20 protein-coding genes are annotated in these 26,035 nt (G+C 70.5%); 10 read left to right on the top strand and 10 right to left on the bottom strand.

What is annotated here, in order from left to right; all coding sequences use genetic code 11:
* Positions 1-26 precede the first annotated feature (26 nt).
* The 3 genes from LE548_RS38235 (at position 27) to LE548_RS38225 (ending at position 3,046) form a co-directional block, all read left to right on the top strand.
* Positions 27-239, top strand: coding sequence for a ferredoxin (locus LE548_RS38235; protein WP_225101654.1), 213 nt, complete (start codon positions 27-29; stop codon positions 237-239).
* A gap of 149 nt (positions 240-388) precedes the next feature.
* The gene (locus tag LE548_RS38230; RefSeq protein ID WP_225101653.1) at positions 389-1,846 is read left to right on the top strand and encodes an APC family permease; all 1,458 of its coding nucleotides are present in this window, start codon (positions 389-391) and stop codon (positions 1,844-1,846) included.
* Between the two features lie 93 nt (positions 1,847-1,939).
* Complete coding sequence (locus LE548_RS38225; protein WP_225101652.1) at positions 1,940-3,046, top strand: class II histone deacetylase; 1,107 nt, start codon at positions 1,940-1,942, stop codon at positions 3,044-3,046.
* A 5-nt stretch (positions 3,047-3,051) separates the two neighbouring features.
* On the opposite strand, the gene LE548_RS38220 is transcribed toward LE548_RS38225, so the two are convergent.
* Entirely contained in the window at positions 3,052-3,762 is a 711-nt protein-coding gene (locus LE548_RS38220; RefSeq protein ID WP_225101651.1) for a type 1 glutamine amidotransferase, read from the bottom strand.
* A 112-nt stretch (positions 3,763-3,874) separates the two neighbouring features.
* Between LE548_RS38220 and LE548_RS38215 the strand changes: the two genes are divergently transcribed.
* Genes LE548_RS38215 through LE548_RS38205 form a run of 3 tightly spaced genes read left to right on the top strand, consistent with a single transcriptional unit; the run spans position 3,875 to position 6,991 of the window.
* Positions 3,875-5,365 carry an aldehyde dehydrogenase gene (locus tag LE548_RS38215; protein ID WP_225101650.1) on the top strand — a complete coding sequence of 497 codons (1,491 nt, stop codon included), beginning with the start codon at positions 3,875-3,877 and terminating at the stop codon, positions 5,363-5,365.
* Positions 5,362-6,075, top strand: coding sequence for a gamma-glutamyl-gamma-aminobutyrate hydrolase family protein (locus LE548_RS38210; protein ID WP_225101649.1), 714 nt, complete (start codon positions 5,362-5,364; stop codon positions 6,073-6,075). The genes LE548_RS38215 and LE548_RS38210 overlap by 4 nt, the downstream gene beginning before the upstream one ends.
* Positions 6,076-6,082: 7 nt before the next feature.
* Positions 6,083-6,991: a hypothetical protein gene (locus tag LE548_RS38205; protein ID WP_225101648.1), complete on the top strand. Its 909-nt coding sequence runs from the start codon at positions 6,083-6,085 to the stop codon at positions 6,989-6,991.
* A gap of 154 nt (positions 6,992-7,145) precedes the next feature.
* On the opposite strand, the gene LE548_RS38200 is transcribed toward LE548_RS38205, so the two are convergent.
* The 3 genes from LE548_RS38200 to LE548_RS38190 are packed head-to-tail and all read right to left on the bottom strand — an operon-like array spanning position 7,146 to position 10,007.
* Positions 7,146-8,000, bottom strand: coding sequence for a bifunctional methylenetetrahydrofolate dehydrogenase/methenyltetrahydrofolate cyclohydrolase (locus tag LE548_RS38200; protein WP_225101647.1), 855 nt, complete (start codon positions 7,998-8,000; stop codon positions 7,146-7,148).
* 20 nt (positions 8,001-8,020) lie between these two features.
* A complete protein-coding gene (purU, locus tag LE548_RS38195; RefSeq protein WP_225101646.1) occupies positions 8,021-8,866 on the bottom strand; it encodes a formyltetrahydrofolate deformylase in 846 nt (281 codons plus the stop codon).
* A gap of 19 nt (positions 8,867-8,885) precedes the next feature.
* Positions 8,886-10,007: an aminomethyltransferase family protein gene (locus LE548_RS38190; protein ID WP_225101645.1), complete on the bottom strand. Its 1,122-nt coding sequence runs from the start codon at positions 10,005-10,007 to the stop codon at positions 8,886-8,888.
* A gap of 119 nt (positions 10,008-10,126) precedes the next feature.
* Here LE548_RS38190 and LE548_RS38185 point away from each other — a divergent pair, with 119 nt between their 5' ends.
* Positions 10,127-10,810: a TetR/AcrR family transcriptional regulator gene (locus LE548_RS38185; protein WP_225101644.1), complete on the top strand. Its 684-nt coding sequence runs from the start codon at positions 10,127-10,129 to the stop codon at positions 10,808-10,810.
* The gene (locus LE548_RS38180) at positions 10,785-13,202 is read left to right on the top strand and encodes a SpoIIE family protein phosphatase (RefSeq protein ID WP_225101643.1); all 2,418 of its coding nucleotides are present in this window, start codon (positions 10,785-10,787) and stop codon (positions 13,200-13,202) included. Before LE548_RS38185 ends, LE548_RS38180 begins: the two co-directional genes overlap by 26 nt.
* A gap of 34 nt (positions 13,203-13,236) precedes the next feature.
* Here LE548_RS38180 and LE548_RS38175 read toward each other — a convergent pair whose 3' ends face one another.
* Positions 13,237-13,806, bottom strand: a complete 570-nt coding sequence (locus tag LE548_RS38175; RefSeq protein ID WP_225101682.1) for a MarR family winged helix-turn-helix transcriptional regulator — start codon at positions 13,804-13,806, stop codon at positions 13,237-13,239.
* A gap of 60 nt (positions 13,807-13,866) precedes the next feature.
* Positions 13,867-15,126 carry a hypothetical protein gene (locus LE548_RS38170; RefSeq protein ID WP_225101642.1) on the bottom strand — a complete coding sequence of 420 codons (1,260 nt, stop codon included), beginning with the start codon at positions 15,124-15,126 and terminating at the stop codon, positions 13,867-13,869.
* A gap of 762 nt (positions 15,127-15,888) precedes the next feature.
* Here LE548_RS38170 and LE548_RS38165 point away from each other — a divergent pair.
* The gene (locus LE548_RS38165; protein ID WP_225101641.1) at positions 15,889-17,592 is read left to right on the top strand and encodes a GAF domain-containing protein; all 1,704 of its coding nucleotides are present in this window, start codon (positions 15,889-15,891) and stop codon (positions 17,590-17,592) included.
* Between the two features lie 132 nt (positions 17,593-17,724).
* Here the strand turns inward: LE548_RS38165 and LE548_RS38160 are convergent, their stop codons facing one another.
* The 3 genes from LE548_RS38160 to LE548_RS38150 form a co-directional block, all read right to left on the bottom strand.
* Positions 17,725-20,058 carry a heavy metal translocating P-type ATPase gene (locus LE548_RS38160; protein WP_225101640.1) on the bottom strand — a complete coding sequence of 778 codons (2,334 nt, stop codon included), beginning with the start codon at positions 20,056-20,058 and terminating at the stop codon, positions 17,725-17,727.
* Between the two features lie 667 nt (positions 20,059-20,725).
* Entirely contained in the window at positions 20,726-23,155 is a 2,430-nt protein-coding gene (locus LE548_RS38155; protein WP_225101639.1) for a glycoside hydrolase family 65 protein, read from the bottom strand.
* Between the two features lie 16 nt (positions 23,156-23,171).
* A complete protein-coding gene (locus LE548_RS38150) occupies positions 23,172-24,047 on the bottom strand; it encodes a universal stress protein (protein ID WP_225101638.1) in 876 nt (291 codons plus the stop codon).
* Positions 24,048-24,263: 216 nt separating this feature from the next.
* Between LE548_RS38150 and LE548_RS38145 the strand changes: the two genes are divergently transcribed.
* On the top strand, positions 24,264-24,953 hold the full coding sequence (locus LE548_RS38145; RefSeq protein WP_225101637.1) for a CBS domain-containing protein: 690 nt from the start codon (positions 24,264-24,266) through the stop codon (positions 24,951-24,953).
* Positions 24,954-24,984: 31 nt separating this feature from the next.
* Here the strand turns inward: LE548_RS38145 and LE548_RS38140 are convergent, their stop codons facing one another.
* Positions 24,985-25,908 (bottom strand): nitroreductase family protein, encoded by a 924-nt coding sequence (locus LE548_RS38140; RefSeq protein ID WP_225101681.1) that lies wholly within the window; start codon positions 25,906-25,908, stop codon positions 24,985-24,987.
* Positions 25,909-26,035 lie beyond the last annotated feature (127 nt).

Genomic DNA, 26,035 nt, shown 5'->3' with positions numbered 1-26,035 from the left:
GCACAGCACCACACCCAGGAGTCATCATGCGCGTGGAAGTCGACCTCAAGAAGTGCCAGGACCACGGCCAGTGTGTCTACGCCGCCCCCGAACTCTTCGCCCTCGATGAGCAGGGGCGCCTGTCCCTGCGGAACGAGGCCACCGAGTTGTACACGGCGGAGGTGGACGCGGCGCACGTCGACGAGGTGCAGGAAGCCGCGGACGTCTGCCCGCTGCAGGCCATCTCTGTCCACGAGTAGCCGGGTTACGGCTTCGTAAGAAGCAGGGGCGGTGGCGAAAAATCATCACTCAACCCCTTGCCATATGGATAGTTCAGCCCCACTATGAGGCAACTCGTTTGGCTCCAAAGTAAATCTCCTTCGCTCCCCTCCCCAGGCAGGTGATCCGCGTGGACAGTCAAACGGTCCAGAGAAACCAGACCGTGCAGGACGAACCCACCGCTGGCCGACTCAAGCCCAACTCCCTCGGCGTCCTCGGCATCCTCTTCTTCGTCCTCTCCGCGCAGGCGCCCCTGACCGGCATTGCCGGGGCTGTGCCCATCGCCGTGGCCATCGGCAACGGCGCGGGGGCGCCCGCCGCCTACGCCGGGGCCGGCGTCGTGATCCTGCTGTTCTCTGTCGGCTTCGTCGCCATGGGACGCCACGTTGTGGACGCCGGCGCCTTCTACACGTACATCGGCAAGGGGCTCGGCCGTCCCACCGGGTCCGGCAGCGCGAGTGTCGCGCTCTTCGCCTACTGTGCGGTCCAGGCCGCCATGTACGGGCTGTACGGATCCATCGTCGGAGGCCTGGTCGACCACTACACCGGCCTGAACGCCCCCTGGTGGGTCTGGGCCCTGGTCACCATGGCGGTCGTCCAGGCCCTCGGTGCGGCGGGCATCGAGATGGGCGCCAAGGTGCTGGCCGTGTTCGTCCTGGCCGAGTTCAGCATCCTGCTCGTCTTCGCCCTGGTCACCCTCTTCAAGGGCGGCGGCCCCGAGGGGCTGGGCTTCACCGACAGCTTCTCGCCCCACGCCGCGCTCCAGGGCGCTCCCGGCGTGGCCGTGATGTTCGCCGTGGCGTCGATGTTCGGCTTCGAGGCCACCGCCATCTACGGCGAGGAGGCGCGCGAGCCCCGTAAGACCGTGCCCCGGGCCACGTACCTCTCCGTCGCCGTGATCACCGGCTTCTTCGCCTTCACCTCGTGGATGCTGGTCTCCGCCCACGGTGCCTCCCGCGCCACCGCCGAGGCGGGCAAGGCGCTGGCGAGCGGTGACGCCACGGCATGGGTCTTCGCACCGATCACCGCGCAGTTCGGCGCCTGGGTGGGCGACGTCCTGCCGATCCTCCTGGCGACCTCCCTCTTCGCCGGCATCCTGGCCTTCCACAACTCCGCCAACCGCTACCTCTTCTCCCTCGGCCGCGACGGCCTGCTGCCCCACGGGCTGACCGCGATCAACCGGCGTCACTCCCCGTGGGTGGCGGGCTGCGTGCAGACCGTGATCTCCCTGCTGCTCGTCATGCCCTTCGCGCTGCTGGGCAAGGACCCGGTGCTGACCCTCTTCTCGTGGTTCAGTGGGGTGTCCGTGCTGGCAATCATGCTCCTGTACCTGTTGACCTCCGTGTCGGTGGTGGTGTTCTTCCGGCGCGAGCGGCTGGACACCCGCCCCTGGAACACTCTGATCGCCCCCATCCTGGGCGCGCTCGGCATCGCCGGTGCGATCTGGCTGATCCTGGCCAACTTCACGACCCTCATCGGCGGCGACTCGACCACGGCGACCTGGCTCGAACTCGCCGTCCCGGCGGTCCTGATCCTCGGCGTCGTCGCCGCCCGCGTGACGCGTGACCGGGCGACGGACCAGGTCTGAGGACGCCGCTTCTCACGGTGTGACCGGTCCGGTTCCCACTCCCCCGGGACCGGGCCGGCCATGTCCGGCTCCCACCCGCCCACGGAGGATTCATTGAGCACGGGATACGTGTGGCACGAGCTGTTCGGCTGGGCCGACAGCGGCAGCGGCGGGCTGTTCCCCGCCGATCCGGCCGCCGGACTCCAGTCGATCGGCGACCATGTGGCACACGCCGACACCAAGCGGCGGCTGCACGAACTCGTCGCCGTGTCCGGCCTGATCGACCATCTGGAACGCGTCGAGGCACGACACGCCACGGAGGAAGACGTACTGCGGGTCCACACCCCCGAACACGTCGGCCGACTGCGGCGTGAGAGCAACCTGCCCAAGGGCGGTGACGCCGGCGACGGCATCTCCCCCTTTGGCAAGGGCGGTTACGAGATCGCCGCGCTCGCCGCCGGCGCTGCGATCGAACTGGTCGAAGCGGTCGTCACCGGACGGGTGGACAACGGGTACGCGCTCGTCCACCCATGCGGGAACCACGCCCCGGCGCACACCGGCATGGGGTTCTGCATGCTCAACAACGTGGCGATCGCGGTCGCGCACGCCCGTGCCGCCCTGGGCGTGCGGCGGGTCGCGGTGGTCGACTGGGACGTCCACCACGGCAACGGCACCCAGTCCGTCTTCTGGGACGAGCCCGACGTCCTGACCCTCTCCGTGCACCAGGAGGGCTGCTTCCCGCCCGGCTCCGGGCAGCTCACGGAACGCGGCGGGCCATCGGCGCCCGGCAGCGTGATCAACATTCCGATGCCGCCCGGTACCGGCGACTTCGGCCACCTCTACGCCTTCGAACGGGTCGTCGTACCCGCCCTGCGCGCCTTCGCCCCGGAACTCATCGTCGTCGCCTCGGGGTTCGATCCCAACGCGATGGACCCGCTCGCGCGCCAGCTGGTGACCAGCCGCGGATTCCGGGGCATGGCCGAGCAGGTCCTCCAGGTCGCCGCCGAGGTCTGCGGCGGCAGGGTGGCGATGGTGCAGGAGGGCGGCTACAGCCCCTTCTACGTGCCGTTCTGCGGGCACGCCGTCATCGAGACCCTGGCCGGGGTGAAGGTGCTGGACGACGCGCTGCTTCCGGTGGTCGGCGGGATGACGGGACACGACCTCGCGCCGCACCAGAAGGCGCTGGTCGACGAGGTCGCCGCGCTGGTGCTGCCCGCATGAGACGGTCAGTCGGCCGTGTCCGCCACCCGGTCGAGGAACCCGTCGACAAGGTGGCGGGCGTTCGCGCGGGCCGTCGCCGCCAGGTCCCTTGTCCGGGTGAGCAGCTCCCCGGGGTCCACGCCCTGGTGCAGGCACTGCTCGGCGCCGCCGAGCTCCAGGTACCGGCGCACGGTGGTGGGTGTGATCTCCGGATGGAACTGCACCCCCAGGCTCCGCCCGAGCCGGAACGCCTGGGCGCACACGGAGTTGCGGGCCACCTCCTCGGCTCCGGGCGGCAGGAGGCAGCGGTCGTAGTGCCACTGGAACCACGGGCCCGGGCCGATCAGTTCGGGATCGTCGGTGTCGACCCCGACCCAGCCGATCTCCGGGCGCGGCGACGCCTCGACCGAGCCCCCGAGCGCGGTGGTCAGCGCCTGAGCGCCGAAACAGACCCCGAGCACCGGGACACCGAGGTGGTGGGCCTTGCGCAACAGCGCCAGCTCTCCGCCGATCCAGGAACCCACGGCCGTCTCGTCGTACACCGACCAGGGCGCGCCGAGCGACACGATCAGGTCCCAGTCGTCGGCGGCTGGGAAGTCGAAGGCCACGTCCGGCGCGTGGTGGCGGTGTTCGGGTACGACGGTCACGACGCTCAGGTCGTATCCGCGCTGTACGAGCCGGGCCCCGACCGGACCGGCGTCGGTCACGTGGTCGTGCTGGATGACGAATGCGCGCACGGTGGGCTCCCTCCCGGGGTTCACGGACCCGTCGGATCGTTCCGTGAACTCTTGTGACGGCTGAGCCCACACCATATCGTTTGGAATCAAATAAAGTATCCGGAGGTTCCGCATGCTGGACATCACCCACGAGGAATGGCTGCGCCGAGCCAAGGCACTGGACCTGGCAGGCGCGCATCACATCGACGGTGTCGACGAGGGCGGGGGAGGGGCGACCTTCGCCGCCGTCTCGCCCCGCGACGGCCAGGTGCTGACCCAGGTCGCCGACGGGGGCACGAAGGAGGTGGCCGTGGCCGTGGCCGCCGCCCGCCGGGCCTTCGACTCCGGCCCGTGGCCCCGCCTCGCACCGGCCGACCGCGGCCGGATCCTGCTGCGCATCGCCGACCTGCTCGAAGCGCACCGCGAGGAACTGGCGTTGACCGTCAGCCTGGAGATGGGCAAGCCGATCACGGACGCGTACGAGATCGAACTGCGCGCCGTCATCAGCACGTTTCGCTGGTACGGGCAGCTGGCCGACAAACTCACCGACGAGTCGCCCCACACCGCCCCCGATGCCCTGGCGCTGGTCACCCGGGAGCCGGCCGGTGTCGTGGGCGCGGTGGTGCCGTGGAACTTCCCCCTGACGCTGGCCGGCTGGAAGGTGGCTCCGGCACTCGCGGCGGGCTGCACGGTCGTACTGAAGCCGTCGGAGAACTCCCCGCTCTCCGCCCTGCTGCTCGGCCGGCTCGCCACCGAGGCCGGCCTGCCGCCGGGTGTGCTGAACGTGGTCAACGGCAACGGCCCTGTCGCCGGGCGCGCCCTCGGTCTCCACCCCGATGTCGACGTCCTGGCCTTCACCGGCTCGACCGCCGTGGGCCGTCACTTCCTGCGCTACGCCGCCGACTCCAACCTCAAGCGGGTCTGGCTCGAACTCGGCGGCAAGTCCCCCAACATCATCTTCCCGGATGCGCCCGACCTGGAGAAGGCCGCCGCCACCGCCGCCTGGGGCATCTTCTTCAACCAGGGCGAGATGTGCACCGCCCCCTCCCGGCTGCTGGTGCACTCCTCGATCGCTGGCCAGGTCACCGACGCGATCGTGGCGCGGGCCCGGGAACTGGTCGTCGGGGACCCGCTCGACCCGGCAACCGAGATGGGTGCGATGGCCGGTGGGAGGCACCTCGATCGGGTCCTCGGCCACATCGAGACCGGCCTTCAGGAAGGCGCCCGGCTGCGCGTCGGCGGCGGCCGCGCCCTGGCCGAGACCGGCGGCAGTTTCCTGCGCCCCACCGTCTTCGACCATGTGCGCCCCGGCATGCGGCTGGCCCGCGAGGAGATCTTCGGCCCCGTCCTGTCAGTGCTGACGTTCGACGATCTGGACGAGGCCGTCCGGCTGGCCAACGACACGGAGTACGGCCTCGCCGCGGGCCTGTGGACCTCCGACCTGTCCACGGCCCACCAGGTCGCCCGTGTGCTCAGGGCCGGGACGGTGTGGGTCAACTGCTACGAGGAGGGCGACCTGACCGTCCCCTTCGGCGGCATGAAGCAGTCCGGCAACGGCCGCGACAAGTCCGCCCACGCCATCGAGAAGTACACCGAACTGAAGACCACCTGGATCCAGCTGTGAGCCGTACCTCAGTCCGCCCCCTGATCGCGGTCCCCGCCCGCTTCTCCGCCACCACCTCCGCGCTGCGCTACGCCGCCGAGGTCAACGCCCGCGCGCTGATCGAGGCGGTGTGGCGGGCGGGCGGCGAGCCGGCGAGCATCCACCCCGCCTCCGGAGACGTGGCCGAACGTCTCGCCCGCTTCGACGGTGTCCTGCTCCCCGGCGGCGGAGACCTCGCCCCGCACCGCTACGGCGCAACCGACACCCATGCCAGCGTCTACGACGTCGACGACCTCCAGGACGACTTCGACATGGAGGTCGCCCGCCAGGCCATCGACTCGGGCCTGCCGCTGCTGGCGGTCTGCCGAGGACTCCAGGTCGTCAACGTAGCCCTCGGCGGCACCCTGGAGCAGGACATGGGCGGCCCGGAACGCGAGCACCGGCATGTCGTCCACCCCGTGGCGGTCCAGCCCGGCACCCTGCTTGAGCAGGCCACCGGCGCGCAGAAGGTCGAGGCGTCCTGCTACCACCACCAGCGCGTCCACCGTGCCGGCGTGGGACTCGCGGTCACCGCGCGCGCGGCCGACGGCACCGTGGAGGGGCTCGAACTCCCCGGTGTCCACGGATGGTTCACCGCTGTCCAGTGGCACCCGGAGGACACCGCCCACGAGGACCCCGCCCAGCAGGGACTGTTCGACGCCCTCGTCCGAGCCGCCCACCACGGACGCTGACACCGGCATGGCATTCTTCGGGAGCACCAGGCGGCCAAAGCCCCGGCTGGCCCCGGAACTCGACGATGCCGCCCTTGGCCGGGTGCTCAGAGGTATCGCCTCTTTCCGGGGCCCGGGCCCACAGGACCTCGCCGTCACCCGGATCGAGCAACTCCTGCGGGACACCGCGCCCGACTGGGACCGCCGCTGCCACCGTGTCTCCGTGCTCCCGCAGGCTGCTCCCGCGCCGGGCCGCGGGTGGCAGAAGCGCCGGCCGCGCGACCCGGAAGCGCTGGTTCTCGCCGGGTGGGCCGAACTGGCCACGGATCCCTGGGGTGCCCTGGCGCTCTGCGGCCTCGCCGCCGAGGCGCGTCCGGGCGATCCGACGCCCTGGGTGGGCGCGCTGGCGGCGCTGCGGTCGCTGGGGCGGCCCCGTGCCGAGCTCGCACCGCTCTGGGAGGAGATCCGCGCGCGTGATCCGTGGCACCGGGAGGCGCATCTGCAGATCCTGGGCTATCTCTCCCCGGAGGAGCAGGGGAGCCAGAGCGCGTTGCGGGACTTCCTCGACGACGTCGTCGCCGTCATGCCGCCGGACGCTCCGGCGGCATGCCTGCCGCCCACGGCCGCCGTGCGGCAGTACCACCGCGACCTGGACGGTGGGGGAGTCCGGGCGCTGGGGGTGAGCCGCTACTGGACACAACCGCAGGTCGCGCGATGGGTGGATCAGGCGCTGGCCTCCTGGCTGAGCCCCGGGCACCTGCGCCAGGCCGCCGCCGTCGCCGACCTCGGGCTGCTTGGCTACTGCCTGGTGCGCGCCGGCCGTACGGGTGACGCCCGCCCGGTGTTCACCGCGATCGACGGCCTGGTGACGCTCTGGCCATGGGGCCACGAGGGAGAACCGCTGGAGCGCTACACCTTCTACGCCGGCCGCCCGTGATCGTGCGTACGGCTCGCCGGGCCCTGTGGGCTGGGGCAGACGGCGAGCATGCGCGCGTACTGCGTGCCCGGCGGCGACGCCGCCGGTGCCTTCCCCGCCGGCGCACACGGCTGCGGGGCCGAGTCCGAACAGGCTCGGCCCCGCAGCTTCCCCGTCAGGGCCGGCCGCGCTCGGCGGCTTCGACGATGTTGGTCAGCAGCATGGCCCGGGTCATCGGCCCCACTCCGCCCACCGGCGGTGCCAGGGAGCCGGCGACCTGCCCGACGTCCGGGTGGACGTCCCCGAGGATGCCCTCCACGGTCCGGGTGATGCCCACGGACAGGACCGTGGCGCCCGGCTTGATCCAGTCGGGCCCAACGAGGTGGGCCACGCCTGCCGCGGCCACGACCACGTCGGCGACCCGGGCGTGAGCCGCGGTGTCCTGGGTGGCCTCGTGGCACAGGGTGACCGTGGCGTGTTCGGTGCTTCGGGTCAGCATCAGGCCCAACGGACGACCCACCGTGATGCCACAGCCGATGACGCAGAACTCCCTGCCGGTGATGGCCACCTGGTTGCGGCGGAGCAGGTCGATGATGCCGCGGGGCGTGCAGGGCAGCGGCCCGGGAATGCCGAGCACGAGGCGCCCGAGGTTCGCCGGGTGCAGCCCGTCGGCGTCCTTGATGGGATCGATGAGCTCCAGTACGGCGTGGGTGTCGATGTGGGCCGGCAGCGGCAACTGGACGATGAAGCCGGTACAGGCCGGGTCCGCGTTGAGCCGGAGCACGGCGGCCTCGACGTCGGCCTGGGAGGCGGTGGCGGGCAGCTCCACCCGCATCGACGCGATGCCGACCTGGGCGCAGTCGCGGTGCTTGCCGCCGACGTAGGAGTGGCTGGCCGGGTCGTCGCCGACCAGGATGGTCCCCAGGCCCGGGGTGACGCCCCGTGCCTTCAACGCCTGGACCCGGGCGGCGAGTTCGGCCTTGATCTCGGCTGCCGCGGCCTTGCCGTCGAGCAGCGTCGCGGTGGTCATGGTCGTACGAACCTCTCGGGTCAGGAGAACACGACGGTGCGGGAGCCGGTCAGCACGACCCGGTCCTCGGCGTGCAGGCGCACCGCCCGCGCCAGGACGACCCGTTCGACGTCCCGGCCGATGGCGACCAGCTCCGGCGCGGTGTGCCGGTGTCCGACGCGCACGACGTCCTGCTCGATGATCGGGCCCTCGTCCAGGTCGGCGGTGACGAAGTGGGCGGTCGCGCCGATGAGTTTGACGCCCCGGTCGTGGGCCTGGTGGTACGGCTTGGCGCCCTTGAAGCCCGGCAGGAACGAGTGGTGGATGTTGATGACCCGCCCCGACAGTGTGCGGCACAGGTCGTCGGAGAGGACCTGCATGTAGCGGGCGAGGACCACGAAGTCGACCCGGTGCTCGGCGACCAGCCGCAAAAGCTCGGCCTCCGCCTCCGGCTTGGTGCCGCGAGTGACAGGGAGGTGGACGAACGGGATGCCGTAGCGCTGCGCGACGGGCGCCAGGTCGGGATGGTTGGAAACGATGAGCGGGATGTCGACGGGCAGTTCGCCCAGACGCCAGCGGTAGAGGAGGTCGACCAGGCAGTGGTCGAACTTCGACACCATCAGCAGAACCCGGCGCCGCTGCTGCTCCGGCCGCAGGGACAGCACGGGGTCGAAGCGCGCCAGGCGCAGGGAGAGCTCGTCCCGCAGGCTCTCGACGTCGGCCTGCGGGGTCTCCAGAAGCACCCGGATGGTGAAAGTGCCGGTGCCGGGATCGGAGAACTGGGCGCTCTCCACAATGTTGCCCTTGGCCTCGGTGATGCCACCGGAGAGGGCGTGCACGATGCCCGGCTGGTCGGGACAGCTGACGGTCAGGATGTAGCGCTGCATGGCTGCGGTGCCTTCCGGCTCAGGCCCGTACGCGGGTGCGCTCGGGGTCGTACACGGGGGTGGGCTTCACCGTGGCGTCGGCCTTGGAACCGTCGGCGGCGACCGCGGTCAGCGCGGTTCCCGACTTCACCGCGTCGCGGTGCACACGGGCGAGTCCCAGGGTGGCGCCGTCGAGTACGGGCGAGGGCACGGCCATCGTCACGTAGCCCACGTCCCGTCCGTCCAGTTCCAGCCGCGCGCCCTCGGCGGCCTCGGGTGCGGCGTCCACGACGACGCTGACCACACGCCCCGGCGCGGTGCCCTTCTTGGCGAGCAGCGCGTCGCGGCCCTGGAAGGGGCCCTTGTCGAAGTCGACCGCCCAGCCCATCCGGCACTCGAACGGGGTGACGGTGTGGTCGTACTCCAGCTCACCCATGATCATCCCGGCCTCGGTGCGGCACGTCAGGAGGGCGAGCGCGCCGGCGGCCTTCACCCCGAGGTCAGCCCCCGCGTCGAGGACCGCGTCCCACAGGTCCAGCGCACGCTCGCGCGGCACCTGGATCTCGTAGCCGAGTTCGGCGGTGAACCCGATCCGGCTGACCTGCGCACCTATGCCCGCGACCAGGACGTCCCGGATGAACGTGTAGTAGGGGAGGGCGGTGTTGGAGACGTCGACGTGCGTGAGCCGCTGGAGAACCTCGCGGCTGCGCGGCCCCTGCAAGGTCAATACGGCGAACTCGTCGCGACGCTCGGTGACCGTGGTGCCGCCGGTGGCGTGCGCGGTCAGCGATTCCTGAGTGGCTGGGTTGCCGCCGGTGACGACCACGTGGCCGGGCGCGAGGACGGCCACGGTCACGTCGTCGATCATGAAGCCGTCCGCGTCGACGACCACGCCGTAGGCGATACGACCGGCGCCGAGCCCGCGGACGCTCCGCGAGAAGACGGCGTCGACGGTGGCGAGCGCGTCCTCGCCCTCGACGTGCCACTTGTAGAGCATCGAGTAGTCCAGCGCGCCGGCGGCGGTGCGGAATGCCTCGTACTCCTCGGCCGGGTCCGTGATGAACAGGGGCACGGCATGGCCGTAGACGTCCATCCACTCCTCGACGCGGTCGTCGTACCGCGGGGAAAACGGGGTGCTGCGCAGTCCTTCGGGCAGGGCCATAGGAACTCCAGTGAGGCGGAGGAAGTGAGGCACCGCCGAGAATCTATCCATTCGGATAACTTGTCAATAGGATAGATTCCCTTGTGAGAGTGCGTAGGGGGGAGAGGAAAGGGGGGTGCATGACCGAGACGGTGGTCGAGGAGGGGATTGGCGGCCAGGACAATCGGCCCGGATACGGTCAGGGACGGGAAGCTCTGATGGCCGCGGCCATCAGGGTCGTCGCGCGAGGGGGACTGCGGAAGCTGACGTACCGGTCCGTGGCTGCCGAGGCCGGTGTGACCCATGGCCTCGTCGTCCACCACTTCGGATCACGTGACACGCTGCTCGAAGAGGCTTTGGGCTGGGCTGTGCGGCGCAGCATCGAGACGTCGTCGCTGGTGCCCACCAGTGGCCGCCTGGAGGACTTCGCCGCGACGCTGGCCGCGTTCATCGCCGCCGATCCGGATCTGCAGGCGTTCCAGTACGAGCTGAAGCTCGAATCCAGCCGACGGCCGGAACTGCGCCACCACGTCGACCTGCTCTACGACGCCTACCGCGATGCCGTCCGTGAGGCACTGGCCTGCTTCGACGTGTCGCAGGAGATGACGGAGATCGTCTTCGCGGCCCTGGACGGCTTGGTCTTCCACCAGGTCACGTCCGGTGCACCGGACCGCACTGAGGAGAGTGTCGACGCCTTGCGCCGGCTCCTCGTGGCCCATCGCGCGCAGACGTCACCGAGGGCGACCGGCGGTACATTGAATGAGCCGAAGCTCTCCTGCACCCACTTCAGGAGCGGCGATGACGAGCATCTTCAAAGGGCGTGACCAGCCAGTCCGGCCGCACGGCAGGTCTTCCTCGGCCATACCGACGCCCGTCGGCGCGACCGCGGTGCTGGACCAGCGCCTGCGGTTCACCGGGTGGAGCCGGGAAGCCGAGGAACTGTTCGGTCTGGCGTCCGAAGAAGTCCTCGGCCGGTCCGCCGACGCCGTCCTGGCCGATGCCGAGACGGGTGTCGGCGTTTCAGCCGCTGCTGGCGGTGGTGTGGCATGGTCGCTCGGCCCTCGGCCGGTCCGCCGCGGTGACGGCCGCCCGGTGTCCGTGTCTTTGTCTCTCACCCGGCTCGCCCTGGGGGCGGGCGCGACCGGGTGGCTGCTGACGGCCATGGACGCCGAGCTGGCGCACCGGGAGGCCATCGGCCGGGCCATGCTTGACGGACTCGACCGGGAAGCGCCCGTCCAGTTGGTGGTCTACGACACGGACGCCCGGGTGCGCTGGATCAACGCCGCGATCGAAAAACAGTTCGGAATCCTGCTGGAGGACGCTGCCGACAGGTTCGTGAAGGACATCCTGCCGCAGGGCGAGGTGCTGGGGGAGGAGGGGACAGCCACGAGCGTCGAGGAGATCGTCCAGCGCGTGGCCCGCACCGGCGCACCCGTGATCGACGTCCGCTATCGCAGCTCCACTCACCTCGACCCCCATCACGAACGCGTCTGGTCGTGTTCCTACTTCCGACTTCAGGACGATGACGGCCGGCCGATCGGAGTCTGTGAGGCCGGCCTCGATATCACCGACCGCTATGTGGCGCGCCAGCGTCTCGCCTTGCTCAGCCGGGCGAGCGGCAGTATCGGAAGGACCCTGGACATCCGGCGCACGGCCCAAGATCTGGCGGAACTCGTGGTCCCCGAGTTCGCCGACGCCGTCACCGTGGACATCATCGAAGCCGTCCTGAGCGGGCAGGAACCACAACACTTCGGCACCCACCTCACCCTGTGCCAGGTGGCTCACCGCACCGATCACGCCGCGGCCAAGGACACCGCGTACGACGCACTGGACACCGTCCGCCTGCGGTGCCTGGCCGAGAACGCGCCGGCCACCGACGCGGCGACCCATGTGCTCGCCCTTCCCCTCAAGGCCCGTGGCGCCACCCTGGGCGTTGTGGCCTTCGCACGCTCCCGACACGCCGACCCCTTCGACCAGGAGGAGATCCAGCTCGCCGAAGAGCTCGTCTCCCGCACCGCGGTCTGCCTGGACAACGCCCGCCGTTACGCCCGAGAACACGCGACCGCGCTCACGCTCCAGCGTGATCTACTCCCCCGCACCCTGCCCCAGCAACCGGGTGTGGAGGTCGCTCACCGCTATCTGCCCGCGGCCGGGCCCGCCGGCGTCGGAGGGGACTGGTACGACGTCATCCCCCTCTCCGGGGCACGCGTCGGGCTGGTGGTGGGGGACGTCGCCGGACACGGCACGGGCGCGGCCGCCACCATGGGCCGGGTGCGCACCACCGTCGCGGCCCTCGCGGCGCTCGACCTCGCGCCGGACGAACTGCTCGCCCGGCTCGACGACCTGGTGGCGCGGACCGGAGCCCCGCCTTCCGGGCCCGCCGAGGCCGAGGACCAGGCACTGGGCGTCACCTGCCTGTACGCGATCTATGATCCGGTCTCCCGGCACTGCGTCATGGCGCGCGCGGGCCACCTGCCGCCCGTGCTCGTCACCGCCGACGGACACGCCGAGCTTGTGGACCTTCCCGCCGGACCACCGCTCGGCCTGGGCGGCCTGCCGTTCGAATGCTCCGCCATCGAGCTGTCGGAAGGCACCACGCTCGCTCTCTACACCGACGGGCTCGTCGAAAACCGTCACACGGACATCGACGCGGGAGTCCGCGCTCTCTGCACCGCACTCGCCGGGCCCGAGGACGGCCAACTGGACAAGACATGCGACAGGGTCATCACCAGCCTCCTGCCTCAGCTCCCCGAGGACGACGCCGCACTGCTGCTGCTCCGCGTCCACGCCCTGGCCGAGAATTTGGTGGTGACATGGGACGTGGCCTCCGACGCCGGAGAAGTGGCAAGAGCGCGGTCGCTGGCCCTTGGTCAGCTGGCCGCCTGGGGAGTCGACGAAGCCGCGTCGTTCGTCGTCGAGCTCGTCGTCAGCGAACTGGTCACCAACGCGATCCGCTATGGCGGCGCTCCGGTGTGTCTACGGCTCATCCGGGAATGTGGCCTCATCGTCGAGGTCTCCGACGGCGGGCACACCTCGCCCCACCTGCGGCGGGCCGCGATGGAGGACGAGGGCGGCCGAGGTCTGTTCCTGGTCGCGCAACTCACGCAGCGGTGGGGAACTCGATACACGCCAACGGGCAAGACCATCTGGACCGAGGTGTCGCCGGTTCCAGCCAAGATGCCAGGAACCTTCGCAGGCGAGCAATTCGAGCTCTAGCGATTTGGGCTCCCTCATCCGGGACTGTCGCGGCTCAGGCCTTACGGCGGCCGCTGCGGCGTGGCGCCGGGGCGGCACCGCCCAACAGATCCTGGCGGCGCTCCTCGCCGTTCTCCTCCACCTGCAGCACCACCCGGCGCAGTCCGTCGGCGACGGTCCGGCAGTCCGCGTCGCTGAGCCGCCCGGTGACGAAGGACTCCTCCTCGTTGAACGCCGGAAAGAGGCGCTGCATCAGCTCCTCCCCTTCGTCGGTCAGGCTCAGGAGCACCAGCCTCCCGTCGGTGGGATGGTCTGCTCGCTGCACAAGCCCTCGTCTTTCCAACGTCCGGGCAACCCCCGTGAGCGTGCCCTTTGAAATCCCGGCCTCTTCGGCCACGTGCCGCGTCTCCGACTCGCCCCAGATCCAGATGACCCAGAGCACCACGAAGCCGGTCCAGGTCAGGTCGACGCCGCGCAGCACGGAGTTCTCCAGGTGCTGCCGCACCGCCGAGGCGGCGCGATAGATGTTGGCGACAACGGCCATCTGGTCATGTCGGACGGGGATACCGCCGAGCCTGGCCGCTGCCAGTTTCTCGGCTTCGGCGATGGATCGATGGCTGGGCACGAGCACGCTCCTTCGGGCCGCCTGAGAAGCTATGAGACATTGGAATTGTTCGGACCCAAATTATACGCCGAACAGCCGCATCAGCTTGAGGGGATCTGCGCTCTCGAACGCCTCGTTCAGGATTCGGTCCTGACGCAGGCTGGCCAGCGTCAGTCCCTTGGGGAGGGCTGCGCGCAGCGTGCCGATATTGACGGCCGGGTGGTCGGGATCGACAGCGGTCTTCTGGCTGACCAGCAGGTGAGGGTTGGCCGAGGCGGGCCACCGAAGGTGGCGGTAGGTCGTCCAATCGGCGGCGAGTTGGTGGGTGAGTTCCTCCAAGTAGAGGGTGTGCCGCAGGAGCCCGCGCTGTACTCCAAGGGTGCCGCGGGAGAGGTCGAGGCCCGTGGCGCGCAGGGTTCGGATCTCGTGTCCGGGCAGTGCGTGGATGGAGGCCAAGGTGACGACGAGGCGGCCGAGCGGCGTTGTCACCTGGTCGAGCAGCCCCATCAGGACGTCGGCGGGGATGGACTTCGGGACCCCCTTGAGATCGCCGACCGGGAGGTCCCGGGCGGGATTGCGGAAGATCACACGCTCGCGTTTGAGCGCGCGGAACAGGCTGCGCAGGGCTATGGCCAGTCCTCGACGGGCGTAGCCGGACAAGTCGTCCACGGCGTCCTCGACTTGCTCCTTCGTGATCTCCCTCAGCGAGCCCACGCCAGCCGTCGTGGTCCACACGGTGAGGGTGGGCTGGAGCGTGGTGAGGTAGCGGCGGATACCGTCGTACCCGCGGGGCTCGCCTTCGCGGCGAACCTGCTCGCGCATGACCTTCACCCAGGTTCCCACCTCGCTTGCGACCGGCTTCGGCAAGGCGGTGAGAGTCGACTCGATCCACACCAGATCCGCGTCCCGATGCAGTTCGGGATCCTCCACCAGCAGGCCGCGGTCGCGCAGGAACTGGCAGACGGGTTTGGCAGCGAGGTTCACGTCGATCCGGGCCAGGTCGTGCACGTCGCGTTCGAAGATGGCTGTCTCGGCGCCGAGCCGGTACAGGAGGATGGTGAGCGTGCGGGTGTTCTTCCGGTAGTCCGGCCGCTGTCCCGGTCGATGGCGGGTGAATTCCTCGAGCAACCACTGGGCGGTCTTGGTCAGCGGCGGCTCGCCCGAAGGCATGCTCCGCAGCCAGGCCAGCACCGGGGCCCAGTCGCGCCGGCTGGTGAACAGCGCTTCCTGTCCGCGGCTCGTGTGCAGAGCGGGCCGTTGCTCGTCGTAGTCGGGCGCCTGGCCGTCGCCGACGGGGAACGCCTCGAACGGCCCGCCCTTGCCGGTCGGCAGTGCGATCACCAGTTGCGTGAACCGCCGGGAGGCCGGGCGGGCTTGGTCGATGAGGCGGTACGGGTGGCAGCTGCGGCAACGGTCGTCGCGCAGGGCCAGCCCGCAGCGGCAGCACCGGCCCCGTCCTGCTCGTTCCCGCCAGTGACGACACGGATCGCGGACAGACCTGCCTCCGTCTTTGGCACTCAATACCTGAAAGTGAGAATTTACCAAATATCTGTTGACTTAGTGTGAATTCTGTGCAAAGTAGTTACTAGGCCACAACACCGAAAGAGCCATAAAGCCGGTGAGGACGTCTAGTCGGCGGAGTGACTCGGACAGGATGTGGTTCAGGCCCCCGGCAAGCCGGCGCGATACCGAAACAGCAGTGACGACTGAGGTTTCAGGACACGTGCAGCACTACCGGGGACTGTTTTTGTCGACGGACAGTCCCCCGCGGCCGGATCGATCACCCGCATTGAAGTCGGGTTCCCTATGGTGAAGGCTGCATCCTCAGGGCCATCGCATCGCATCGGATCAACGCTTGCTGCTGATCGGGGCGGCATACGGGCGGGTAAGTACGGAACCGCCTTCGACCGTCCTGCTGGCGATCTCTGCCGCCCGACCTGACCTGCCGTTCCACTCGCGGATTGGGCTCTGTGGCCCGTCTGGGGCGCCCAGTTCTACCGTGGGGAGTGCGGGCTCGATGGGGCTTGTTGGACCGAGGAGCATGCGGAGGCTGTCGTGGATGCAGGCGGCTTCGAGAGCGGCAGGGCGTGGCCGCGGATTCGCATGGACGAGTGCTTGGACGAGCTTCAGGCGCGTGTGGATGCCATGCGGAGCATGCGGGACCGGGTGCACCCGCTGTTGGAGGCGGTGCTCGCGGTCGGCCAGGGGCTGGAGCTTCCGGTGGTGCTGCGGCACATCGTCGAGGCGGCGGTCGCGCTCGTGGACGCCGAGTTCGGGGCGCTGGGCGTGATCGGCGAGGACCGGAAGCTGTCGGCGTTCGTACCTGTCGGGATGAGTGACGGGCTGCGGGAACGGATCGGGCCACTGCCGCAGGGCCACGGCGTGCTCGGCTTGCTGATCAGGTACCCGGAGCCGGTGCGGATCGCGGAGATCTCCGAACATCCGGACTTCTACGGCTTCCCCGAGCATCATCCGGCCATGCACTCGTTCCTCGGGGTGCCCATTCGGGTACGCGACGAGGTTTTCGGCAATCTGTATCTGACGAACAAGCGTGGCGCGCAGGCGTTCGACGCCGAGGACGAGGCGGTCGTCTCGACGCTCTCCGTCGCGGCCGGGGTAGCGATCGAGAACGCTCGGCTGTACGAGAAGGGACGGCGCCGGGAAGCGTGGCTGGAGGCCGGGGCGGACGTCACGAGCGGTCTGTTGTCGGGGCGGCCGCGGCGCGAGGTGCTGCAGCTGATCGCGGAGCACGCCCGGCGGAACACCTCCGCCGACCTGGGCGTCATCGTCGTACCCGTCGAGGGAACGGACGAGCTGCACACTGTTCTGGCGGTGGGGGAAGGCGCACAGAAGTACACGGGTCTGCGCCCTACAGGACCAGAGGGACTGCTCCGGGCGGCCTTCGACGGACCCGTCGTCAGTGCCGACGTCGCGCATGATCCGCTTACCAGCGAGGAGGAGACGGAGTTGTTGGCCGGACTCGGACCCGTGGCGGCGGTGCCCTTGGGGACAGGTGTGGCGGCCCGCGGCATACTTCTGATCGCCCGGGGCAAGGACGGCGGGCGCTTCAAAGAGGCGGAGACCGAGCCGCTGCTCCGCTTCGCAGGGCAGGCGGCTCTTGCGATGGAGCTGGCGGACCGTCGCCGTGACGCGGAACGGCTCGCGGTGTTCGAGGATCGCGAACGTATCGCCCGGGACCTGCACGACCTCGCCATCCAACGGCTGTTCGCCTCCGGGATGGCTCTGCAGGGCCTCCAGCGCCTCGTACAGGGCCCGCCAGAGGCGGCCGGGCGGCTGGCGCAAACGGTGGACGACCTCGACACCACCATCAAGATCATCCGATCGACGGTCTTCGGGCTGCGCACACATGAGGGCGGGCCGGAGCGGCAGACTCTGCGCGGGCGGGTGGTCGCGACGGTGGAGGCGGCCATTGCCCCGCTCGGCTTCGCCCCGGCCCTGCGCCTGGAGGGGTTGTTGGACAGCGAAGTGCCCGAGGCCGTGGCCGACCACCTGATCCCCGTGCTCGCCGAGGCACTGAGCAATTGCGTCCGGCACGCGGACGCGAGCGCCGTCGATGTGCATCTCGCGGTTGGCAGAGGCGAGTTGCGGCTCACGGTCACGGACAACGGTTCGGGGATGCCGGAGGGCGTGAGACGCAGCGGTTTGGCGAACCTGGAAAACCGGGCAACCGCGCTGAGCGGCCGGTTCACCGTGGAGAAACCGTCCGGGGGCGGTACCCGACTGAGGTGGAACGTACCGCTGCTCGGGGGCCGAGCCGCCGCCCAGGGAGCAGAGAACGCGTCGTAGCGCACGAGCCTGCAGGGCCCCAGACGGAGAGATCTACGTCTGTAGGACAGCTGGCCTCCGGTCACGACCTGCGCAGGGATCCGGACCGTGTGCTCCGTCCGCGTCGCACCCGCGTTCAGCTCCCCGCGACTTTTACGGGGCGAGGGAGAAGTAGTTCTCCTCTTCCTGGGTGAAGTGCAGGCGCAGCACCGTGTTCAGGCCGTAGAGGCAGGAGCGCAGGTCGTCGAGTTGTTCGGGGGCCAGGCCGCCGTTGGCGTGGGCGAGTTGTAGGTGGGTGGCGATGCGGCGGGAGAGGTGTTCGATCTCGGTGTGGGCGCGGCTCATGGTGGCGGTGGCCTCGGGGCCGCCCAGGGTGGGGGCGAGGGCCGGATAGAGCTGGTGCTCCTCGGCGTACTCGTGGGGGAGTAGCCGTTCGGTCAGCAGACGGTGGGTCTCCTCGACGGCCGCCAGGGCCGTTGGGCCGGGGCTGTCGGAGAGGCGGTCGGCGGCGTCGCGTACGGATTCGAGGACGTCCTGGAGGTCGTCGTGTTCGGCGGCGAAGCGGTGGATGAGGGCTTCGGCAGCGGGGGTGAGGGCCGACCGTGCGGCCTGGTCAACGCGCAGAGCGCGCAGGGCGTTGAGGATGACGGCGACGTCGATGCCCTCCTGGAGCAGGGCGCCGACGGCGGGCGGGAGCAGACCGACGGCGGCCGTGGCCATGGCGGCCAAGGACATCAGCATGCCGCCGAGCGCGCTCTGCACGGCGATGCGCCGGGCTCGTTGGGCGATGGTGACGGCGTCTGCGAGGCGGTCGACGCGGTCGGTGGTCAGGACGATGTCGGCGGCTTCGGAGGAGGCGGTGGAGCCGCGGGCGCCCATGGCGACGCCGATGTCGGCGGCGGCGAGGGCGGGGGCGTCGTTGACGCCGTCGCCGACCATCACGGTGACCGCGCGCTCGCGTTCGGCGCGTACGGCGGCGACCTTGTCGGCCGGGCCGAGCTCGGCGCGGACGTCGTCGAGGCCGAGGACGGCGGCGACCTCGTGGGCGGGCGCCGCGCGGTCACCGGTGAGCATCAGCAGCCGGTTGATGCCTGCCGCTCGCAGGTGGCGCAGGGTGCGCGGGGCGTCGTGGCGCAGCGGATCGCGCAGCAGGACGGCGCCGGCCAGGCGCCCGTCGACGGTGAGCCAGGCGACGGCCGCACCGTCGAGGAGGGCGCGGTTGTCGACTGCCTTCGCCCAGGTCGGCCGGTCGTCGGTGGGGCCGAGGCGGCCGATGGAGACATGGTGTCCGTCGATGGTGCCGGTGGCGCCCCGGCCGGGTTCCTCGGTGACGTGGGAGGGAACGGGCAGGGTCAGTCCGCGTTCCCGGGCGGTGTCGACGATGGCGTGGGCCAGGACGTGCGGTGAGTACTGGTCGAGTGAGGCCGCCAGGCGGAGGACTTCTGCGGGTTTGACGTCGGGGGCGGCGGTGACGTCGAGGACACGGGGACGGCCGCGGGTGAGAGTGCCGGTCTTGTCCAGCAGGAGGGTGCGGGCCCGGCCGAGGTTCTCCAGAGTGCCGCCGTCGCGGATGACGACGCCGAGGCGGGAGGCGCGGGAGAGACCGGAGACGATGGCGACCGGTGCGGCCAGCAGCAGGGGGCAGGGGGTGGCGACCACCAGGACGGCGACCGCGCGTACGGCGGAGCCGCTGATCAGCCAGGCCAGGCCTGCCGCGGCCAGAGACAGGGGCAGGAACCAGGCGGCGTATCGGTCGGCCAGCCGTACGACGGGCGCGGACTCGGCGCCGGCCTGCCGGGCCAGCCGCACGATCCCCGCGTAGGTACTGTCCTGCTCGGTGGCCGTGGCGCGCAGTTCGAAGGCGCCTCCGGCGTTCACCACGCCGCTGCGCACCGGCTCGTCCCGGGCCCGCTCGACCTGGAGGGCCTCGCCGGTGAGCACCGACTCGTCGAGGACAGCGGCATTGGTCTCCACGCGGCCGTCGACGGGGACGACCTCGCCGGGACCGACGATGAGCAGGTCGCCGACGGCGACCTCGGCCAGCGGCACCGTGGCCACACCGTCATCGGTACGGCGGCGCGCGGAGCGCGGGGTGTGCTCCAGCAGGGCACGCAGGTCGTGAGAGGCACGCCGCTGAGCGGCGGCCTCCAAGGTGCGGCCGGTGGCGAGCATCAGCGCGATCAGCGCACCCGCGAGGTACTCGTGGACGGCCAGGGTGCCGCCGAGCGCGAGGACGGCGATGAGATCGACGCCGGCGTGTCCGTGCCGCAGGGCACTCAGTACCCATCCCACCGCCGGGACGACGGCGGACAGGGTGCCCAAGCCCCAAAACAGGTCGGCGAGCCTGCCCGAATCGGCGAGCCAGGCGATGCCGCCGGCGGTCAGAGCAGCCGCCGTGACGGCCAGGAGGACGGGTTCGAGCCGTGCGGAGGCGGCCGCCGCGGGCAGGCGACGTAGCCGTGCTGCAAGAGTGGAGCGGTGATTCATGACGCACCTCGGTCCGTCCGGCGCGGCGACCGTCGGGTCGGTCCTCGTCCATCACAGCGCGCCGTCCGGTGGGGTGACAGGGGACGTCCGGCCCTGCTTCCGGGCCGGACAGCCAGGCGTGGGGCAGGCGGCGACGGCGCGGCGGGCGTGCGTGCGTGCGCAGAAGGTCGGGCACGGCCCGGTCTTTGAGAACAGGACAGCCCCGTTCGCAGGGGAGTAGTTCGGCACACAGGCCCTGTCCAGTGCAGGCGATGCGGTTGATGCGCGGGGTTCTGGTGCGGGTCATCGCCAGGTCTCCGGGGGCGCTGTTGGCGGTACGGGATGGAGGAGTGGCTGGTGGGCGGCGGGGCCGGCGCCGTGGGTGAGGTGATGGTCGACGTCGTCGGCGAAGGCAGGCAGGGCGGAGGCGGCGAGGCGGGCGGCACCATCCGGATGACTGCTGGCGCCCGGTCGGGCAGCAGACCGGGGCGACGGAGCAGGCGGGACAGCAGGCCGGGGTCCGTTCGTCCGGCGGCCAGGGTGGTGAGCCCTCGGCCACGGCGGGCATTCCGAGACGACGGGGCGCCGCACTGGGCGCTGTGGGCGGCCGGGTAGGCCGGCATCCGCGCCGTCTCGGTCAGGCCGCCGGCCGAGTGGGGGTGCGCGATGGCGGCGTGCGAGACCTGTCTCACTGATCATGCCGACGCGGTGGTCGGCGATGACTCGTCGGCAGCACCAGCGTGCAGGTCTCTCCTGGTGCGATGGTCACGGCCCGGTCGGCCAGCACCACGCGGATCGGGGACTCCTCCGAGTCGGGCACCCCGATCTCCAGCTGTCCGCTCCGGCGTCGTACGCCGACACCCCAGTGACCGCGGTAGCGCAGCGAGAAGCCGTACTCGGAGAGCGCCGGGAGAGGTACCGGGTCCAGCCACAGGGCGTCCTCGCGGACCTCCAGTCCCGTCAGACCCCGTTGGACCAGATCCAGGGTCCCGGCCATGGCCCCGAGATGGATGCCCTCGCCGGTCGTGCCGCCCTGGATGTCGGCGATGTCGGCCTCCAGGGCCTCCTGGACGTAGCGCCATGCCTCGGCCCGTCTGGCTCTGGCGAGGACCAGGCCGTGGACGAGTTCGCTGAGTGTGGAGCCGTGGCTGGTGCGCTGAAGGTAGTAGTCGACGGTTCTGCGCCAGATCTCGTCGTCCAGGTCGTACCCGAGACGCCGGAAAAGCTGCCGCAGTTCGGCAGGCGAGAACAGGTAGCCGAGCATGAGGATGTCGGCCTGCTTGGACGCCTTGTAGCGGTTGACCGCGTCGCCCTCGGCCTCCAGGATCCGGTCCAGCCGGCGGATGTTGTCGTAGCGGGCTCGGTAGGCGGCCCAGTCCAGCTCGGCGAGGTCGTCGTAGCCCTCGAACTGACTGATGACGCCCTGGTGGTACGGCACCCGCAGCCGCCGGGACACCTCCTCCCACTTCGGGAGTTCACCGACGTCCAGCCGGACGCGGTCGAACAGTTCCTCCCTGCGCCAGGCGGGCAGGCGCCGCAGAAGGCCGAGGGCGCGGGTGAGTACCCAGGCGGCCATGACGTTGGTGTACGTGTTGTCGTCCAGCCCTGGCTCAGCGGCTCCCGGGTAGCTGTCGTGATACTCGTCGGGGCCTACGACACCGCGGATCCGGTAGCGGTCGGTGTCGGGGTCGAAGACCGCGGTGTCCGCCCAGAAGCGTGCGATCTGCAGGAGCATCTCCGCGCCCCTGGTGTGCAGGAACTCGGTGTCGCCGGTGGCCTCGTAGTACTGCCACACGTTGTAGGCGATCGCCGAGCCCACGTGGTGCTGGAGCCGGGAGTGGTCGGGAAGCCAGCTGCCCGAGCGGGGGTTGAGATGCAGCTGCTGTGTCTCCTCGCGGCCGTCGCTGCCGCTCTGCCACGGGTACATCGCCCCGGCCCGGCCGGTCGCGGCGGCGGCCCGGCACGCCCGCGGCAGGCGCCGGTACCGGTAGGTGAGCAGCGCCCGGGACACCTCCGGGAAGTGCAGGTTCAGATACGGCAGGACGAACAGCTCGTCCCAGAAGACATGGCCCCGGTACGCCTCGCCGTGCAGCCCACGGGCGGGGACGCCCACGTCCAGATCCGCCGTGTGGGGGGACAGTGTCTGCAGGAGGTGGAAGAGATGCAGGCGCAGGACGCGGCCGGCCTGGCCGGGCACCTGGATCTCCGCTCGCCGCCACAGTTGCTCCCACGCGGCAGCGTGGGAATCCATCAGGTCCGCGAAGGCAGCGGTCATGGACACCCCGTCGAGCGCCGCTTCCAGTGGGTCGCTGACCGCCGTGTCGCGTGAGGTGTGCAGTGCCACGGTCTTCTCCACGGCGACGGGTCGGCCCGGGGCGATGGGTATCGCAAGGCGGTGGACGGCGCGGTGGCGGACCGAGCGGAACTCGGACGACGCGGGCGGCCGTCCGGCGACGACTGTCCGGGCGGCCATGGCGAAGCCGATGTCGGAGGTGCTGGTCCGGCAGTGCAGCCACACCGTGTCCGGCTCGTACGTGCCGGTGCGTACCTGGGTCAGGTGGCGGCGGTCGAGAGAGCGGTAGCGATGCACATTGCTGTTGATCACATCGCCGTCGAGGCAGGACTCGATCGCGATCTCCCCCGACCAGTCCTCGGCCGTGAAGACCGTCCGCAGCGCAGCCAGATGAGGATCCGCCATGTGCACCAAGCGGGTCTGCTCCACACTCAGCACGCCGGTGTCGCCAGGCCGGTAGCGGAACGTACGGGTGAGCAGGGCGCGGCGAAGATCCAGCGTGTGCCGGTAGTCCAGGACGGTACACGTGTCCGGGGAGAACCATGGGCCCCAGGCCCCGTCGGCGGGACGTGGCCGGAACCGCAGGAGCAGCCAGTTCGGGAGATTGACCAGGTCCTCGTTCACCACCTGACGCCCCGCCACGGCCGACTGCAGGCGGTTGTAGCACCCGGCCGCATAGGTACCCGGGCAGTGCACCAGCCCGGCCCGGCACTCGGGCACCGCGCCGCGCGTGGCGAAGTAGCCGTTGCCCAGTGTGCAGAGCGACTCGCGCAGTTGCTCGGCAGCGGGGTCGTAACCGTCCCACTCCCACGTCCACTCCGGCATCGGGCGCCACCTGGGCTCAGACACGCTGAGGGACGACGGCGACCGGACACTGGGAGTGGTGGAGCAGGGCGTGAGCGACCCTGCCGAGTTGCAGACCGACGTGGCCGTGCCGCCGCTGGGCGCCGATGATGATCAGGTCGGCATCGGCTGACGCCTGAACGAGGACCCGGTGGGCCGGGCCCTCGGCCGGCCGACGGCGGACCTCTACGCTGGCGTGTTCCCGTGCGGCCTGGCGCAGCGCGTCGTCGAGGTTGACCGAGGCACGCTCCTCGTGCGCCTGGGCCGCGTCGTCCACGATCAGGGGATGGTCCACGTGCGCGTGGGCCGGTGTGCGCCAGGCCCGCACGGCCGTCAGCGCACCGCCACGCGCTTCGGCCTCGCGAAAGGCGAACCGCACCGCCGCCGAGCTCTCGGCCCCGTCGCCGATTCCGACCACAACCCGCGCGAAGGCGCCCTGCCGGCTCTCCTCCGAGCCGCGGACCACGATGACCGGGCAGACGGCGCGGGCCGCTACCGCAAGGCTGACCGACCCCAGCAGCAGCCCGGCGAGCTCGCCCCGCCCACGCGAGCCCGTGACCACGCCCCATGCCTCGGACCCGGCCCGCAACAGCGCGGACACGGCTTCGTCGGGCAGCACCTCTCCCGACGCCTTCACCGCGGGATTGCGACGCTGGGCGCGTTCCACGCCGGAGGCGATGATGTGCTGCGCCATGACCTCTTCAGCGGGACGCTCGGTGCTGAGCGACGGGCGGCCTCCCTCGTAACGCTCCCACAGGGAGGCATAGATCAGACGAAGCGGCAGCCCGTGGTGCGCTGCTTCATCCACCGCCCAGTCCACAGCCTGCAAGCTGGAATCCGACCCGTCGACACCCACGACCAGCGGGAGTTCCATCGTCTCCACCGCCTTCCTGCCCGGCCGCTGATCCCCCTGTGAATACCGTCGCACCGCCCACGATCCACCGCGACACGCGGACCGGCCCTCGGACCGGAGCCGTACGGCCCGGGTTGCGGTACGCCGGTTCGCGGCGAGGGTGGAGTCATACGGCCGAGCGGAACCGTGGGACACGCGGCGCGCCTTCCGCGAGCGAGGCCGGGGAGGAAGCATGGCATGCCTGACACTCCGCACATCGTGAGCGACGTGATGACCGTGCCCGTGGTGGCCGTCGGACGCCACGCGCGTTTCAAGGAGATCGTCCGGACCATGGGGGAGTGGAGGGCCAGTGCCCTGCCAGTGCTGGAGGGCGACGGGCGGGTCATCGGTGTGGTGTCCGAGGCGGACCTGCTGCCCAAGGAAGAGTTCCGGGACCGCGACCTCACCCGCGCCGAGCAGAAACGGCGCCTGTCGGACCTTGCCAAGGCGGGGGGCGTGACCGCCGGGGAGCTCATGAGTACCCCCGCGGTCACGGTTCACCCGGACGTCACGCTGGCCCAGGCAGCTCGGATCATGGCTGTGAAGCACGTCAAGCGGTTGCCCGTGGTCGACGACGAGGACCGGTTGCAGGGCATCGTCAGCCGCGCCGACCTGCTGAAGGTTTTCCTGCGGCCGGACGAGGACATCGAGGAGGAAGTCCGCCGCACCGTCGTGTCGTACTTGTTCCCCGCTCTGAGCCATGCCATCCACGTGAACGTCCGCGAGGGGATCGTCACCCTGCGCGGACGGGTCCGCGACACCTCTCTCGTCTGGGTCGCCGCACGCCTCACCCGCGCCGTGGAAGGCGTTGTGGACGTCCGGACTCACCTCACCGGCGAACCCGACGAGTCCTCCGACGCGCCGGCCGGACCGGAGGACACGTCCTGACAAGTCCGTCGGCGGGGCCGCCACAGGCGGGTCAGGGCAGGATGTCGAGTACCTCCGTCACTGGGCGGCGTGGCGTGCTGGGCCCCTTGGGACCGTAGCCCAGGCGCAGTACCACCTGGGTGTGGCCCGTTCCGGAAACCGGGTCGCGCAGCGGCCAGCGCAGGTCGGTCCACTCCAGAGCCTGGGTGGCAAACGAGCTGGACAGGCCCTCGTGGGTGGCCAGAAGCAGGACGCGTTCCATGGCCTGGCCGGCGCGCAGCCAGTCCTCCGGATGGTCGTGGGCCGTGCTGATGAGGGCAAGCTGCGGAGTTCGTTCGAACTCTGCGGCGCCACGCCCCACCACCACCCGGGGGCCGGCGAAGTCCCGCATGGGAGCCTTGCCTCCCAGCTTGCGCGGCCCGAAAGCGTAGTCCGGGACTCCCTCAGCGGTTGTGTTCGCCGGTGGGGCGCCGGCGCGGGTCCATTGCGACAGGTCCTGGTCGGCGCCGCGGTCGGTGAGGTTGCGCGCCTCGGCTTCGGCGAGCAGTTCCAGAACCTCCTGCAGATGCCATGAGGCGGGGAAGGTCAGAACCGCGCCCTCACGGCGAGCGGCGTCACCGAGAGCGCTCCTCAAGCCTTCCGGGATCTCCGTCTCCTCGAACGGGAAGCGGCTGGTGTGCCGCTGGTGAATCGCCGGATACAGCACGCCGAGATGGCTCTCGTCACCCCCGAGGCCGGTCAGCTGCACGGTGGCGAGCAAAGCCGGGTCGCTCGGATCGGGCATCAGCCGGGTCACCGGGTACCACCCTTCGTGGACCACCGCGACCCTGAGGTTGAGCAGGGCGGCGCCGCAGCCGAGGTGAAGGGCACGGTTGTCGGGGTCGGAGTGCGGGATGGCGCGCGTGAGGTCGGCGCGCACGTGGAAGGTGCGGCTGTCCTGGAAGTAGCGGAAGTGCCATGGTTGGGCGTTGTGCATCGACGGGGCGGCCGTGGCGTCGTGGACCAGGTCTGCCACACGTTCTTCGGACGGTTCGTGTCGGCTCACCGGAGCCTCCCCTCACGAGTCGACGGTCGCTGGAACCGGACCGCGACCGGTATTACCC

The organism is Streptomyces sp. CoH27 (assembly GCF_020181035.1).
Lineage (GTDB): Bacteria > Actinomycetota > Actinomycetes > Streptomycetales > Streptomycetaceae > Streptomyces > Streptomyces camelliae.
This window is presented reverse-complemented; position numbering and strand designations above follow the sequence as displayed.